This window comes from Burkholderia sp. Ax-1724 (assembly GCF_011752995.1).
Taxonomy (GTDB): domain Bacteria; phylum Pseudomonadota; class Gammaproteobacteria; order Burkholderiales; family Burkholderiaceae; genus Paraburkholderia.
In genome coordinates this window covers 1-13436 of the sequence record NZ_VWWL01000023.1, presented here as the reverse complement: position 1 = coordinate 13436, position 13436 = coordinate 1, and the positions used below count along the sequence as shown (strand labels likewise).

Genomic DNA, 13436 nt, shown 5'->3' with positions numbered 1-13436 from the left:
TCCAGTTCGGTGTCAACTGCGCTGGTAGCGGATGAATTGCGCGTAAAGCATTTCCATCGTGGTGTTGCGCACGTCACGATGCAGCGGCGACGGCGGCGAGTGGTTGAGCATGCGCAGCACCCAGTCGCGCGGCGCGGCGCCGACGTCGAGCGCGTTGATGCAGCCGGTCGCCTGCGACAGATGGCCGAAGAACGTGCGGCCGCCCGTTGTCAGCGCGTGCGAGAGGATCGCGCGATTGACGCCGCCGTGCAGCACCAGCAGCACGGTGTCCCACGAGGTGTCCTCACGCAGCGCCGCGACGGCCGGCAGCACGCGATCGAACAGCTCGCCGATCGTTTCGCCGTCGAGAAAGCGCGTGCTTTCGGGCACGATGCCGTCGAACACGCCGAGAAACGCCGCCTCGATATCGCTCGCCGGAATGCTGCCGAGCTTGCCGCCGCGAATTTCCTGCCACGCGGGCTCGATTTCCGGCTCGATCTGCTGGCCCGTTTCGGCGAGCACGCGTCGCGCGGTTTCGATCGTGCGCGGCAGGCCGCTCACGATCACGCGATCGAAGCGCACCCGCTGTTCGGCGAACAGGCGGCCCGCGGCGCTCGCCTGCTCGCGGCCGTTCGCGTTGAGCGGCACGGTCTCGGGGTCGATCGCGCGGCCGGAATCGTCGAAGTAGGTGACGTCGCCGTGGCGCATCAGGAAGATGCGGCGACGTTTCGGCAACTGATAGTCGGGCATGGTCGGGCGGCTCTCTCGTGGCTGATTGGCAGACTATTTGTAGACCGGCGCGCGTTTTTCGAGGAACGCGCTGATCCCTTCGAGGCCCTCGCGGTGATGCAGCGAGGCGACGAAGTTGTCGCGCTCCGTGACCAGATGATCCGCGAGCGGCTGCGTGCCGGCCGCGGCGATCAGTCCTTTGATGCGTGACACCGAATTGGGCGAAATCGCCGCGAGTTCGTCGGCCCAGGCCAGCGCGTTATCGAGCGCGATGCCGGGCTTGGTGAGCCGGTTGACGACGCCGAGTTCGTGCAGACGTGCCGCGCCGATCGGCTTGGCTTCGATCAGCACTTCGGTGGCGAGCTGGCGCGGCAGCGCCTGCGCGAGGAACCACGAGCCGCCGCCATCGGGCGTCAGGCCGACGCGTGCATACGACATCGCGAACTTCGCGTTGTCCGCGGCGACGATCAGATCGCAGGCGAGCGCGAGCGAAAAGCCGGCGCCGGCCGCGGCGCCTTCGACCGCCGCAATCACGGGTTTCGACGACAGCCGCAGCGCCGAAATCCACTGACCGAGCTGGTCGATACTCTCGGCCTGCACGGACGGATCTTTCGCGCGATTTTCGAGCAGGCGGTTCAGGTTGCCGCCCGCGCAGAAGAAGTTGTCGGCGCCAGTGATCACGACCGCGCGAATCGACGGATCGCGCTCGACGGTGTCGAACGCCTCGATGCCGGCCGCGTACATGTCCGGATGCAGCGCGTTGCGCGCGCCGGGATTCGACAGCGTGAGGACCAGCGTCGATTCGCTGCTGGCTGGGCGTGAAGCGAGCAGGGCGGCGCTCATGATCGGGCCTCCGGTGAGATGTCGCTGGCGTCGCGCTGCGTCAGCGAAAGACCGAGCTGCGCGCGCCGCGCGAGCCACGGCGACGGACGGTAGCGCGGATCGCCGAGCACGCCGAACATGTTGCGCAGGATCGCGAGAATCGTGGTGGCGCCGAGCGCGTCACCGAGCGCGAGCGGCCCGCGCGGATAGCCGAGGCCGAGCGTGACCGCGAGGTCGATGTCCTCGGGTGTGGCGATCTGCTTTTGCGCGATGTCACAGCCGATGTTGACGATCGTCGCGACCACGCGCTGCGCGACGAAGCCGGTCGAATCGCGGATCACGGTGACGGGTACGCCGTCGGCGGCGAAGAGCGCGTGTCCGGCGTCGCGGGCGGCGCGTGTCGTGGCCGGCGTGGTCATCAGCGTGCGGCGTTTCGCGCCGATGAGCGGGAACAGCGTGTCGACGGCGACGACGCGGCTGGCGTCGAGCGCTTCGTCGACCGCGGCCGTGGTCGCGTCGTGGCCGAACGGCGTGACGACGATCAGCGAATTCGCGGCGGGCGTCGCGCCGTCGTCGAGCTTCACACCGGCCTGGCCGATCAGTTGCACGACTGCGTCATGCGCTTTGCGGTAGCGCTGGCTGACCCATACGCTGTGCGGCAGCGCGCTCGGCGCGGGCGCTTCGTCGGGCACCTGCTGCTTGCCGTCCACGTAGCGGTAGAAGCCCTCGCCGGTCTTGCGGCCCAGCAGTCCGCCGAGCAGCCGTGTGCCGGTGATCGGCGACGGCGTGTAGCGCGGTTCCTCGTAGAACTGGTGATAGATCGATTCCATGACCGGATGCGACACGTCGAGCGCGGTCAGGTCCAGCAGCTCGAACGGCCCGAGCCGGAAGCCGGCCTGCTCGCGCATGATGCGGTCGATATCGGCGAAGCTCGCGACGCCTTCGCCCGCCGCGCGCAGGCCCTCGGTATTCATGCCGCGGCCCGCGTGATTGACGATGAAGCCGGGCATGTCCTTCGCGCGCACCGGCGTGTGACCCATGCGGCGCGCGAGGTCCATCAGCGCGTTGCCGGCCTCGGGGTCGCTGCGCAACCCGTCGATCACTTCGACGACCTTCATCAGCGGCACGGGATTGAAGAAGTGATAGCCGACCACGCGCGAGGGATCGGTGCAGCCCGCGGCGATTGCGGTGATCGACAGCGATGACGTATTCGACGCGAGGATGCAGCGGCTGCTCACGACGGTTTCGAGTTCGCGAAAGAGGGCCTGCTTCACGTCGAGCTTTTCGACGATCGCCTCGACGACCAGATCGCAGCCGGCCAGCTCGCCGATGTTCTGCACGCCGCTCACGTTCGCGAGCGCGGCCAGCGAGCGCGACTGCTCGAGCTTGCCTTTGGCCGTCAATTTGGCGAAAGTGTCCGCGAGGTAATCGCGCGCGGCGCCGACGGCAGCGGAGTTTGTGTCGAAGAGCCGCACGCTCAGGCCCGCGAGCGCGGCGATCTGCGCGATGCCGCGGCCCATTGCACCGGTTCCGACAATGCCGATGGTCTCGATACTGAAATTGCGAGAGTTCATTGCGATGCTCGACTCCATGGTTATTTTAGAATAGCACGATCGTGCAATTTACTGGATGATTTAATGGAAAGCCGCTGCTTCGATTGCGATGCGTGGGCTCGAACAACCGAAAAGAAGGAGACATCCGATGTTGAAGCTCTGCGGTTTCGCACTGTCCAACTACTACAACAAGGTCAAGTTCGTGCTGCTCGAGCACGGCATTCCGTTCGAGGAGGTGCTCGTGAAGCCGAGCCAGGACGAGGCGCTGCTCGCGCATTCGCCGCTTGGCAAGGTGCCGTATCTGCAGACCGCGAACGGCGATCTGTGCGAATCGCAATGCATCGTCGAATATCTCGCCGCGAGCTTTCCCGACAGGCGGATCTTCTCTGCCGATCCGTGGCAGGCGGCCAAGGAGCGCGAGATGATCGCCTTCGTCGACGTGCATCTCGAACTGACGGCGCGCAATCTGTACAAGGAATCGTTTTTCGGCGGCACGGTGAGCGACGCAACGAAGGGGCGCGTCGAGAAGCTGCTCGCGCATCACATCGCCGGCTTCAAGCGGATCGCGAAGTTCGCGCCGTATCTGTGCGGCGAGCATTTCAGCGTCGCCGATATCTCCGGCTACGTGCACCTGCCGCTCGTGGGCTCGGCGACGCAGACCATCTACGGCCGCGACTTTCTGCTCGACGCGGGGATCGACTGGAAGAGCTACGTCAAGACGATCAAGGCTCGGCCCGCCGCGCAGCGCGTGACCGATGATCTCAAGGCGTATATCGCGGCGTCGCGCGCGGCCTGATGAAAGAGGCGTGTGGGGAGTGTGACGGTCTGCGCAGAGGTGTGGGTGGGGGCGTGAAGCTGGCCGTGAGCCTGCTTGTGAATCGGCTTGTGACCCGGGCCGTGGGGCCGGATGTAACGCAGACCACAAAGCAGGCCGTAACACACACGCCCATGCAACGATGCGCGATGGCCGGGAACGTGGATTCGTTCGTGACATCGCGCGGAGCATCTCAAAGCCGCGCGAGCCGCTCGAGCGCGGTGGCGAGCGTGCTTTCCTGCTTGGCGAAGCAGAAGCGCACCACCCCCGACTCGTGCGCCTCGTGGTAGAACGCCGAGACCGGAATGGCCGCGACGCCGATCTCGCCGGTCAGCCATTGCGCGAATTCGGCTTCGGGCAGATCGCTGATCGCCGAATAGTCGACGCACTGGAAGTAGGTGCCCGTGCACGGCAGCAGCCTGAAGCGCGAGTTCGCGAGACCCGCGCGGAAGAAGTCGCGCTTCTTCTGATAAAACGCCGGCAGATCGAGATAGGGCGCGGGGTCCTTCATGTAATCGGCGAGGCCGATCTGCATCGGCGTATTGACGGTGAACACGTTGAACTGGTGCACCTTGCGGAACTCGGCCGTGAGCGCGGCGGGCGCCGCCACGTAGCCGACCTTCCAGCCCGTCACGTGGTAGGTCTTGCCGAAGCTCGACACGACGAAGCTGCGCTGCGCGAGTTCCGGATAGCGCGCGGCGCTTTCGTGTGGCGCGCCGTCGTAGACCATGTGCTCATACACTTCGTCGGAGAGGATCAGCACGTTGGTGCCGCGCACGATCTCTTCGAGCTTGCGCATGTCCTCCGCGCGCCACACCGTGCCGGTCGGATTGTGCGGCGTGTTGATCATGATGAGCCGCGTTTTCGGCGTGATCGCGGCGGCCAGCCTGTCGAACGGGATCGCGTAGTCGGGCGCTTCGAGCGTGACGAAGACCGGCTTGCCGCCCGCCAGTTCGATCGACGGCAGATAGCTGTCGTAGGTCGGCTCGATCACGATCACTTCGTCGCCGGGATGGACGGTGCAGAGAATCGCGGTCAAGAGCGCCTGCGTCGCGCCCGCCGTCACGGTGATTTCGTTCGTTGCGTCGTAGCGGCGCCCATACAGATTCGCGATCTTCTCCGCGATCGCCTGACGCAGCGGCAGAACGCCCGCCATCGGCGGGTACTGGTTGTGGCCGTCGCGCATCGCGTTCGCGACCGAGTCGACGATGCGCGGATCGCAGGCGAAGTCGGGAAAGCCCTGGCCCAGATTCACCGCGCCTTTTTCCGCGGCGAGCGCGCTCATCACGGTGAAGATCGTCGTGCCGACGTTCGGCAGGCGGGACGGAAACGTAGGGCTGGCGGACGTGTCGTGCGGTGCGTTCATGGCGTGGTTCGTAGCTGGGCGATGGGTGGGCCGGGTTCTCGAAAAGCGTCAGGGCGTCGTTGCGACGGGCAGATTCTGCGCAATGCCGACAGCCGCGACGAACGGCGCCGGCTGGGCGATCTGGAAGCCGAAATCGCGCGCGATCCGCTTCGCGAGCTTCAACACCGCGCGGTCCTTCGAGACGAGCCAGTCAGCCCGTGCTGTGTGCGCGAGTTCGAGAAACTTCTGGTCGTCGCGATCCTTGCATTGGGGCAGCGGCCGTACGCCCTCGGTGGGTTCGACGGTGGCCGGCGGCTCGACCATCTGCGCGAACCGCGCGACGAACGCGAGCGCCGCCGTCTTGTCGACGTTCCTGTGCGCGAATTGCGGATAGTCGAGCACGTAGGTTAGCTCGGCGAGGCAGCGCGCGTCGATCAGCGCGGCCAGCGCGCCGCTTTCGAGCGCGGCGGCGATCGGCCGCGTATGCGGGTCGTCGAACACGAGAATATCGATCCAGACATTGGAATCGAGCACGACGCGCAAGGCGCCGCTTGAGGCGTGGGAACCGGGCATTCGTTACAATCTGGCTTTCGTCTTTGACCGCCAGGCACGGCGTGCCTGCATGCAAGCCTCTATGATAATCGTTCTGTCGCCGGCGAAATCGCTCGACTACGCAACCCCGCCGCACGTCAAGAAACACACGATTCCCGATTTCGTCGACGACGCAGCCGAACTGATCGACGGCCTGCGCAGTTTGTCGCCGCAACAGATCGCCTCGCTGATGGGCATCTCCGATCAGCTCGCGCACCTCAATTTCCAGCGTTACGCCGACTGGTCGCCGCAATTCGGCACGCACAACGCCAAGCAGGCGGTGCTCGCATTCAACGGCGACGTCTACGAAGGCTTCGACGCGAAGACGCTGTCGTCCGCCGATCTCGACTATGCGCAGAATCATGTGCGCGTGCTGTCCGGCCTCTACGGCCTGCTGCGTCCGCTCGATCTGCTGCAGCCGTACCGGCTCGAAATGGGCACGCGTTTCGTCAATCCGCGCGGCAAGGATCTGTATGCGTTCTGGGGCGAGCGGATCACGCAGGCGTTGAACGCGCAATTGAAGAAGAACGCCGCGGGCTCGCGCGTGCTCGTGAATTGCGCGTCGGGCGAATACTTCAAGTCGGTCAGGCCGAAGCTGCTCGAAGCGCCGGTCGTCACGCCGGTGTTCGAGGACTGGAAGGGCGGCCGCTACAAGATCATCAGCTTCCACGCAAAACGCGCGCGTGGTCTGATGGCGCGTTATGCGGTCGAGCATCGCCTCGACGAGCCCGAGCAGCTGCAGGCGTTCGACTCAGAAGGCTATGCGTTCAGCGCCGAGGCCTCGAACGATTCCACCTACGTATTTCGCCGCCGCATCGCGGAATAAACCGTCCGTTGCACACGGGCAGGAAGGATCTCATGACGTTATCGATTACGAGCAATTTCGACGCGGGGGCGGTCGAAGTGCTGTCCTGCGAGGACGCCGGCCATATCCGCCTGCGCGTGCGGCCCGACAGCCACGCGGAATTCGCGCAGTGGTTCTATTTCCGTCTGTCCGGCACGGCCGGCGAGCGCTGCGTGATGACCTTCGAGAACGCCGCCGCGTGCGCGTTCGCGGAAGGCTGGCGCGATTACCGGGCGGTCGCGAGCTATGACCGCGTGAACTGGTTTCGCGTGCCGACCTCGTATGACGGCCGCGTGCTGACGATCGATCACACGCCCGATTTCGACAGCATCTACTACGCGTATTTCGAGCCGTATAGCGAGGAACGCCATGCGGAGTTTCTCGGCGCCGTACAGCAGATGCCGCACGCATCGCTCACCGAGCTCGGCAGGAGCGTCGAAGGGCGGCCCATTTCGCTGCTCACGCTGGCGACGCCGGAGGCCGACGATGCCGCTCCCGCCACGCCGAAAAAGCAGGTCTGGCTGATCGCGCGCCAGCATCCCGGCGAGACGATGGCCGAATGGTTCATCGAAGGGCTCGTGAAACGTCTCGTCGGCTGGGGCGATTGGGCCGGCGACCCGGTCGCGCGCAAGCTCTACGACCACGCCGTGTTCCACATCGTGCCGAACATGAATCCGGACGGCAGCGTGCACGGCAATCTGCGCACCAACGCAGCCGGCGCGAACCTGAATCGCGAATGGATGGAGCCGGACGCCGCGCGCAGTCCCGAAGTGCTGGTGGTGCGCGACGCGATCCACGCGACGGGCTGCGATCTGTTCTTCGATATCCACGGCGACGAGGCGCTGCCTTATGTGTTCGTCGCGGGCTCCGAAATGCTGCCGGGTTTCACCGAACGGCAGGCGCTCGAGCAGAAGGCGTTTATCGAGGCGTTCAGGCACGCGAGCCCCGATTTCCAGGACAAGCATGGCTATGCGGCGAGCAAGTATCGCGAGGATGCTTTGAAGCTCGCGTCGAAGTACATCGGCAACGAATTCGACTGCCTCTCGCTGACGCTGGAAATGCCGTTCAAGGACAACGCCAATCTGCCCGATGAACGCGTGGGCTGGAACGGCGAGCGCAGCGCATCGCTTGGCGCCGCGATGTTGCAGGCCATTCTGCGGCACGTGGAGACGTTCGCGTAAAAGACGGACGGGCGCAAGAAACGCGGCGCGCACTTTTCGGTGCGCGCCGCTTTCTTATTGGAATGACGAGCGAGCTGCCGGTGTTGACGCGAGTCGATCAACGCCACGCCGTTATTTGCTCTTTTTCTTCGCTGTGCTTTTGGTGGCCGATTTGCCCGAGGTCGCGCGCGACGCTTTACCCGAGCCCGATTTCGACGACTTCGCTGCCGACTTCTTCGACGTCTTGCCGCTCGCCGAGTGCTTGCCCTTGCCGCCTTTATGCTTGCCCGAGGCGCCTCGCGATCCCTCGCTATGCGCACGGTTCGGCGGCACCGGATCGTTCCAGCTGAACGCCAGCATCTGCGAGCCGACATAGCCGCAGCGGAATTTCAGGTCCGCGGGGTCGCTGGCGCCGTTCTGGGGCACGCCGACGCCTTCGACGGTGACGATGCTGTCCACCTTGACGCGCTGCTTGCCTTCGTCGAACGAATCGTTCCACGGTGTGACGGACGAGTGGGCGCTATCGAACGAGCTTGGTGGAAATTCGACGTGATCGAATGCGGTCGACGTGCTGGCGACGAAGTCGCCGTGCGCGGCACAGTCCGCGACGAGCGGGTCCGCATGCATGTCGTTGATAAACTTGTTGACGAGGTCGTTGTGCTGCTCGAGTTGATCGGCGAATGCGGGGGCAGTGCAGATGAGCGAGAGACTCGCTGCGCAGGCTGCCAGCCGGCCGACCACCCGCAGCAATCGGCGCGGTACGTTGGTGCGATCCATCTAGTTCTTCAGACGCTAATGGGGGGATGAGGCAAATAAGATGCCTTGCAAAAGGGTGAGTTCAATCTTGCTGCAAATATTCGGGCTAGTCTTGGCGCGAACGCTCGCTGAATCTCACGCGACCAGGCGTTGAATTATCACAGATACGCACCGGCGCTCGCAGCAACGCACGAATCCTCAGGTGCGTGGGCCGCCCAAGCGGTATCGGCGGACATCGTACGTGGTTACCCAGGCGGGACGGTAAACCGCGATCAGCGCGGTTGCCATGCCGGTAAACCACGCCTCGCCGGTGGCGAGCAGCAGCACGCTGAGCGCATAGCCGGCCGGCACCACGGTTGTCGAGCCGCCGGCCAGCGCGACATGAAGGCCGAGCGCCGCCGCGACGGTCAGTGATACGGCAATGGCGGGAGAAACGAAGCCCTGGCCAAAGATGAACATGAAGAGATTGCGTGGCAGCCACGCGATGCAGATGCGCTGGAGCAGGGTCGAGATACCGACGGGCAGCGCGCCGTACACGAGGAACGTCAGCGCGATGCCTTGCCATGGCGCATCGAAGACGACGGCGGCAAGGCCCGTGACGAACGCCATGGCGACCAGCGCGAGCCGCCAGTCGAAGAGCGTGACGAAGAGCGTGGCGCCGAGCAGATGCATGACGGTGCCGTCGTCGAGCCAGGCATTGCTCGCCCACAGCACCGACACCGCGACAATGATCGCGAGCCATACGTGCTGGAGTGTGCCGTCCTGAAGTCTTTTGAAAGGATTTTTCCACAGCGCGAGCGCGACCATCATCGCAGTGGCAACCCAGCCGCCGACAGCGACCCAGAACGGAAGCGGTGTGTATAGGAAACCCATGTGTCTCATATTACTCGTTGGACGGGAAAAGGTGTGAGCGGATTCCATGCCAGCTCCCGCCACCGCTCTCTGGGCGTACGCGCGCGGACATGCCGCGTATGACGCCGGCCGTTATGTCGAACCCGGTGTGAGTGGCTTCGGCGGGAGCGTGGGATGCGGCGGGTCGCCATACGATGTCGTGGGTTCGGCGGCCATGGGCAGCGCCGGGGTAGTGTCGCTGGTTGGCAACGGATACTGAAAACGCGCGCGCTTATGACGTCGCAGCGGAGTCGCGCCGGTCTGCCCCATCGTTACCGGCCGCGCGGAGCTTTCGCCGTTGTTGTGCAGCACTTGCAGATGGTTCGTGAGCCAGCCGTTGTAAAGCGCGACCGCGGCGGCGCGATTGGGGGCGCCGAGCTGCTGGAAGATGCTGGTCAGATGGATCTTGACCGTGCCTTCGCTAATGCCGAGCGTGCGCGCGATCATCTTGTTCGTGCTGCCCATGTGAACGCAGCGCATGATCTGCTCCTGGCGCGGCGACAGTCCGCTCGAGAGGCGGTTGCGGCGCGGCGGCGGATTTTTTTCATCGAACAGACGGATCGCGGTGTCGGATGGCAACGGAGGATCGAGCGCGAGTGCGCCGGGCGGCACGTAATGACCGCCGAGCAGCACCATTTCGAAGGCGCGCACGATGAGACACGGATCGGTGTCGCGCGGCACGACGCCGAGCACGCCTTCGTCGAGCAGCGCGCGCACGAGGGCGGGCGGGGTGCCGTCGGTCAGCACGGCGATGCGCAGGTCGGGGTAGTCGCTGAGCAGGTGACGGACATCCAGAACCGACATCCAGTCCTGCCAGTCGATCACGACGAGGTCAGGCACATAGCGCTTGAACGGACGCTCGAGCTGACGCCAGTCCTGGGCTTCGGTAAAACGCGCCAGCCGGTCGATCTGCCTCAGCAGGGCTTTGAGTCCGTCACGTCGTTCCGCGTTTGAATTGAGAATCGAGAAGCGCATGCATGTCTCCAGATTAATCGGGCGAAATAGCGCGACGCACTCGTGCGGTTCATGAACCGGGCTCACTCACTTTCATGCGTCACCAGTCCTATGATGACAAATTCCCTCGGATTTGACGGCTGTCCGAAAGGCATAGGACGCGCGGCTACGCCAACAAAAAGCCCCGCACGAGGCGGGGCTTTTTTGCGATAACGCGTTGAGGCGGGCGTCGAGATTCAATGGAAATGTGGTTGCGCGGGCTCTGCGTCTTCGGGCATTTCCGCGTGGACGATCTCACCGAGCGGGTCCACGTAGAGCGGCACGCCGCAGTCGTCGCAATATTCCGGCTCGAAGCGGCCCGCGTGGCGACGCACGTCAGTAATGCCTGTCTCCTTGAGCAGTGCGACGATTTCCTCGAGCGGGTCGTCCGAGCCGGCGGTCTCCTGCGGTTCTTCGTCGATGCCCGGCTCGCCGTTTTCGCGACCGTAGAGCGGCCACACGACACCGTAAATCACGTCGTTGCTGCCCTTGCGCGTGAAGCCGACACGGTACTCGTCGATACGTCGTTCGCCGAAGCCGGCGACCACCGCGCGAAGGTCCTGCGGCGCCGCGCCAATTGTGTCAAATAGATAACGCACGGCGGTTCGCACGGTGTGAGGACGCACGCTTTCGTCGGCATCGCGGCAGGCTGAGTAGTACGCGTCGGGCAACAGGCACTCGAATTCGCAACCCGGCAGCACGAGCGACAGATTCGCGCCACCTTGTGTGGCCCATTGCTCGAGACACTGGCCGCGCTCGATGCGGCTGCCGTGCTCTTCTTCCTGCCAACGGAAGGTCGCCTCGCCTACCGGCGCTGCGACGACGGCCAGCAGGAAGCGTGGGTCGGCGAGAATCGGCGAGGTTTCCGGCAACTCGCCGAAATTGAGCCTGGCATTGCCGCCGGTGAGCGCCGCTTGCGCGAGCTGCTGGGCGATGCGCCACGTTTCGACGTGATGGCGCGGCAACTGGTCGATGCTGTACAGGAACGGCGCCATCGCGACGCGCGTGTTTGCCGCGAGCACGTGCGCCTGCAGATGCGCGCGCAAGGCGTCGGCCGCGTCGGTCTTGAGCGGGCCGGACGGAATCACGTAGCGGGTCCAGGCGAGCACGGGCGCGGCGATCAGCAGCGCTTCGTAGGGCGCGCCTTCGTGCTCGATGAGGAACGACTCGCTATGGGTTTCCGCCATGTCGGCGAGCGCGCCATAGGCGTCGGGGTGGTTTTGCTGCAGATGATCGAGCGCGGCGTCCAGCGTGGTCTGGTTGGCGTTGCGCACGATCCTGGCCAGCAACGCATCGAGCTTGGCTTCCCAGAAGCGATCTTCGGTGCGGCTGCCCGACGCGAAAAGCGCGAGCGAGAGACCGACAAGCTTGTCGGCATCGGGAGGGAGACGTTTGGCGATTCGCGAGCGCATAAATCCGGAAAAATTGGAGGCACGGAACCTTATATTCTAATCTTTTCCGGGACGCTATACCGTTTAGCCAGCATTGGCACATGAATCGGATCGTTTCGTGACGGGAAAGCCGCTTCTTTGCGCGCGTGGCTCATGTTCTCCTGGCCGAATGGCATAAGTCACTCAGGACGCGCGACTCGCCCCTATACTGACGGCGTTTCGCGGGCGCCTGACAGGCGTATGTCAATTCATCGCCATGGCCTGGCGCAATAGGAGATTCATCGTGAAATCGGATCAACTGATCGAACGTCTTGCCGCTGTATTCGCGTTGATCGTTCTCGTGGGCGGCTCGTTGCTGGTGCTGGCACCTTTCACGACCGCGCTGCTGTGGGGCGCCATTCTCAGCTATAGCTCGTGGGGGCTTTACCGGCGGCTCACGAGCGCGGTCGGCGGGCGCCGCAAGCTGGCCGCGATGCTGATCGTGCTGATCATTCTGGTTGTTGTGCTTGGGCCATTCGTGTATGCGGGGTTTGCATTCGGTGCGCATGTTCACGATATCGTGGCGCTGGTGCAAAGACTCTTCGAGTCGGGCTTGCCGGATCTTCCGCCGTGGGTGCAGCGAATCCCGCTCGTCGGTTCGAGCATCGAAGCCTTCTGGGAGCGGGTGACGAGCAGCAACTCGGAGTTGATCGCGCAGTTGCACACGTTCGCGGCTCCCGCCGGCAAGTGGATTCTGGCGGCGGCGATTGCCGTGACGCACGGGCTGGGGTTGCTGGCGCTGAGCATTGTGCTGGCGTTTTTCTTTTATATCGGCGGCGAAGGTGCGGCCGCGTGGCTGAATGCGGGCATGCGGCGTATTGCCGGTGAGCGCGCCGACTATCTGCTCGCGCTGGCGGGCAGCACGGTGAAGGGCGTGGTCTACGGGATTCTGGGTACGGCACTCGTGCAGGCCATTCTCGCAGGGTTCGGCTGCTGGATTGCAGGCGTGCCGGCTCCGGCGTTGCTTGGGCTGGCGACGTTTTTTCTGTCGGTGGTGCCGGGCGGTCCGGTCATCGTGTGGCTGCCTGCCGCGATCTGGCTGTATCAGGGGGGCGTGACAGGGTGGGCGATCTTTCTGGTCGTGTGGGGCGTGCTGGTCGTTGGTATGTCCGATAACGTCATCAAGCCGATCCTGATTGGCAAGAATAGCGATATGCCGCTGATCCTGGTGATGCTGGGCATCCTTGGCGGGGCGTTGGCATTTGGTTTCCTCGGCGTTTTCATCGGACCGACTTTGCTGGCGGTCGCTTATACCGTGCTGCACGACTGGGCGATTGGCGCGCCGACCGCGGGGGCTTTGGCTCCTGATGCGAAGGTGCCTGCCGTTGGCGAAGTGGACGGCCTCGGCAAGGGTCGCTAAGGAAAACCCTGAATTCGTACTTGCAAGTCGTATCCGGTCCCGCTAGAATTCCGCTCTTTCGTGTTCCGCCCAGCGGGGCACGGGGAAGCGGGAGGCCCTGGATGGCAGGGGTTTTCGCGGCGCAGGCAGGTTGGGCAGTGTGTTAAAACCTGTTGACGGCGTGCCGGAA

The 13436-nt window shown here is 64.4% G+C and carries 13 protein-coding genes; 4 read left to right on the top strand and 9 right to left on the bottom strand.

Translation table 11 applies throughout. The features are described 5' to 3' along the window. Positions 1–12: 12 nt before the first annotated feature. From F3J19_RS25060 to F3J19_RS25050, 3 genes are read right to left on the bottom strand one after another with little or no spacing between them, the layout of a single operon-like run. Complete coding sequence (locus tag F3J19_RS25060; RefSeq protein ID WP_167047676.1) at positions 13–729, bottom strand: histidine phosphatase family protein; 717 nt, start codon at positions 727–729, stop codon at positions 13–15. A gap of 33 nt (positions 730–762) precedes the next feature. Beyond that, complete coding sequence (locus F3J19_RS25055; RefSeq protein ID WP_167047673.1) at positions 763–1551, bottom strand: enoyl-CoA hydratase; 789 nt, start codon at positions 1549–1551, stop codon at positions 763–765. Next, complete coding sequence (locus F3J19_RS25050; RefSeq protein ID WP_167047670.1) at positions 1548–3104, bottom strand: 3-hydroxyacyl-CoA dehydrogenase; 1557 nt, start codon at positions 3102–3104, stop codon at positions 1548–1550. The genes F3J19_RS25055 and F3J19_RS25050 overlap by 4 nt, the downstream gene beginning before the upstream one ends. Positions 3105–3231: 127 nt before the next feature. On the opposite strand from F3J19_RS25050, the gene F3J19_RS25045 reads away from it, so the two are divergent. Beyond that, entirely contained in the window at positions 3232–3879 is a 648-nt protein-coding gene (locus tag F3J19_RS25045; protein WP_167047667.1) for a glutathione S-transferase, read from the top strand. Positions 3880–4090: 211 nt separating this feature from the next. Here F3J19_RS25045 and F3J19_RS25040 read toward each other — a convergent pair whose 3' ends face one another. Together F3J19_RS25040 and F3J19_RS25035 are read right to left on the bottom strand one after the other, a co-directional pair. Further along, positions 4091–5263 carry a pyridoxal phosphate-dependent aminotransferase gene (locus F3J19_RS25040; RefSeq protein ID WP_167047664.1) on the bottom strand — a complete coding sequence of 391 codons (1173 nt, stop codon included), beginning with the start codon at positions 5261–5263 and terminating at the stop codon, positions 4091–4093. 48 nt (positions 5264–5311) lie between these two features. Then, entirely contained in the window at positions 5312–5815 is a 504-nt protein-coding gene (locus tag F3J19_RS25035) for a putative toxin-antitoxin system toxin component, PIN family (protein ID WP_167047661.1), read from the bottom strand. Positions 5816–5876: 61 nt separating this feature from the next. On the opposite strand from F3J19_RS25035, the gene yaaA reads away from it, so the two are divergent. Continuing rightward, on the top strand, positions 5877–6659 hold the full coding sequence (gene yaaA / locus F3J19_RS25030; RefSeq protein WP_167047658.1) for a peroxide stress protein YaaA: 783 nt from the start codon (positions 5877–5879) through the stop codon (positions 6657–6659). Positions 6660–6691: 32 nt separating this feature from the next. Continuing rightward, positions 6692–7858, top strand: a complete 1167-nt coding sequence (locus F3J19_RS25025; RefSeq protein WP_167047655.1) for a M14-type cytosolic carboxypeptidase — start codon at positions 6692–6694, stop codon at positions 7856–7858. A 111-nt stretch (positions 7859–7969) separates the two neighbouring features. On the opposite strand, the gene F3J19_RS25020 is transcribed toward F3J19_RS25025, so the two are convergent. The 4 genes from F3J19_RS25020 to F3J19_RS25005 all read right to left on the bottom strand — a co-directional run bounded on the left by F3J19_RS25020 (position 7970) and on the right by F3J19_RS25005 (position 11889). Then, positions 7970–8614, bottom strand: a complete 645-nt coding sequence (locus F3J19_RS25020) for a hypothetical protein (protein WP_167047652.1) — start codon at positions 8612–8614, stop codon at positions 7970–7972. 177 nt (positions 8615–8791) lie between these two features. Further along, positions 8792–9466, bottom strand: a complete 675-nt coding sequence (locus F3J19_RS25015; RefSeq protein WP_167047649.1) for an energy-coupling factor ABC transporter permease — start codon at positions 9464–9466, stop codon at positions 8792–8794. A gap of 111 nt (positions 9467–9577) precedes the next feature. Further along, complete coding sequence (locus F3J19_RS25010; RefSeq protein ID WP_167047646.1) at positions 9578–10459, bottom strand: response regulator transcription factor; 882 nt, start codon at positions 10457–10459, stop codon at positions 9578–9580. A gap of 215 nt (positions 10460–10674) precedes the next feature. Further along, entirely contained in the window at positions 10675–11889 is a 1215-nt protein-coding gene (locus tag F3J19_RS25005) for a DUF2863 family protein (RefSeq protein WP_167047643.1), read from the bottom strand. 262 nt (positions 11890–12151) lie between these two features. Between F3J19_RS25005 and F3J19_RS25000 the strand changes: the two genes are divergently transcribed. Beyond that, positions 12152–13267 carry an AI-2E family transporter gene (locus F3J19_RS25000; protein ID WP_167047640.1) on the top strand — a complete coding sequence of 372 codons (1116 nt, stop codon included), beginning with the start codon at positions 12152–12154 and terminating at the stop codon, positions 13265–13267. Positions 13268–13436 lie beyond the last annotated feature (169 nt).

What these genes read in the sequence shown, in the direction of transcription:
- F3J19_RS25060 (WP_167047676.1), bottom strand. Translation starts at nt 729, where the DNA reads ATGCCCGACTATCAGTTGCCGAAACGTCGCCGCATCTTCCTGATGCGC.
- F3J19_RS25055 (WP_167047673.1), bottom strand. Translation starts at nt 1,551, where the DNA reads ATGAGCGCCGCCCTGCTCGCTTCACGCCCAGCCAGCAGCGAATCGACG.
- F3J19_RS25050 (WP_167047670.1), bottom strand. Translation starts at nt 3,104, where the DNA reads ATGAACTCTCGCAATTTCAGTATCGAGACCATCGGCATTGTCGGAACC.
- F3J19_RS25045 (WP_167047667.1), top strand. Translation starts at nt 3,232, where the DNA reads ATGTTGAAGCTCTGCGGTTTCGCACTGTCCAACTACTACAACAAGGTC.
- F3J19_RS25040 (WP_167047664.1), bottom strand. Translation starts at nt 5,263, where the DNA reads ATGAACGCACCGCACGACACGTCCGCCAGCCCTACGTTTCCGTCCCGC.
- F3J19_RS25035 (WP_167047661.1), bottom strand. Translation starts at nt 5,815, where the DNA reads ATGCCCGGTTCCCACGCCTCAAGCGGCGCCTTGCGCGTCGTGCTCGAT.
- yaaA (WP_167047658.1), top strand. Translation starts at nt 5,877, where the DNA reads ATGATAATCGTTCTGTCGCCGGCGAAATCGCTCGACTACGCAACCCCG.
- F3J19_RS25025 (WP_167047655.1), top strand. Translation starts at nt 6,692, where the DNA reads ATGACGTTATCGATTACGAGCAATTTCGACGCGGGGGCGGTCGAAGTG.
- F3J19_RS25020 (WP_167047652.1), bottom strand. Translation starts at nt 8,614, where the DNA reads ATGGATCGCACCAACGTACCGCGCCGATTGCTGCGGGTGGTCGGCCGG.
- F3J19_RS25015 (WP_167047649.1), bottom strand. Translation starts at nt 9,466, where the DNA reads ATGGGTTTCCTATACACACCGCTTCCGTTCTGGGTCGCTGTCGGCGGC.
- F3J19_RS25010 (WP_167047646.1), bottom strand. Translation starts at nt 10,459, where the DNA reads ATGCGCTTCTCGATTCTCAATTCAAACGCGGAACGACGTGACGGACTC.
- F3J19_RS25005 (WP_167047643.1), bottom strand. Translation starts at nt 11,889, where the DNA reads ATGCGCTCGCGAATCGCCAAACGTCTCCCTCCCGATGCCGACAAGCTT.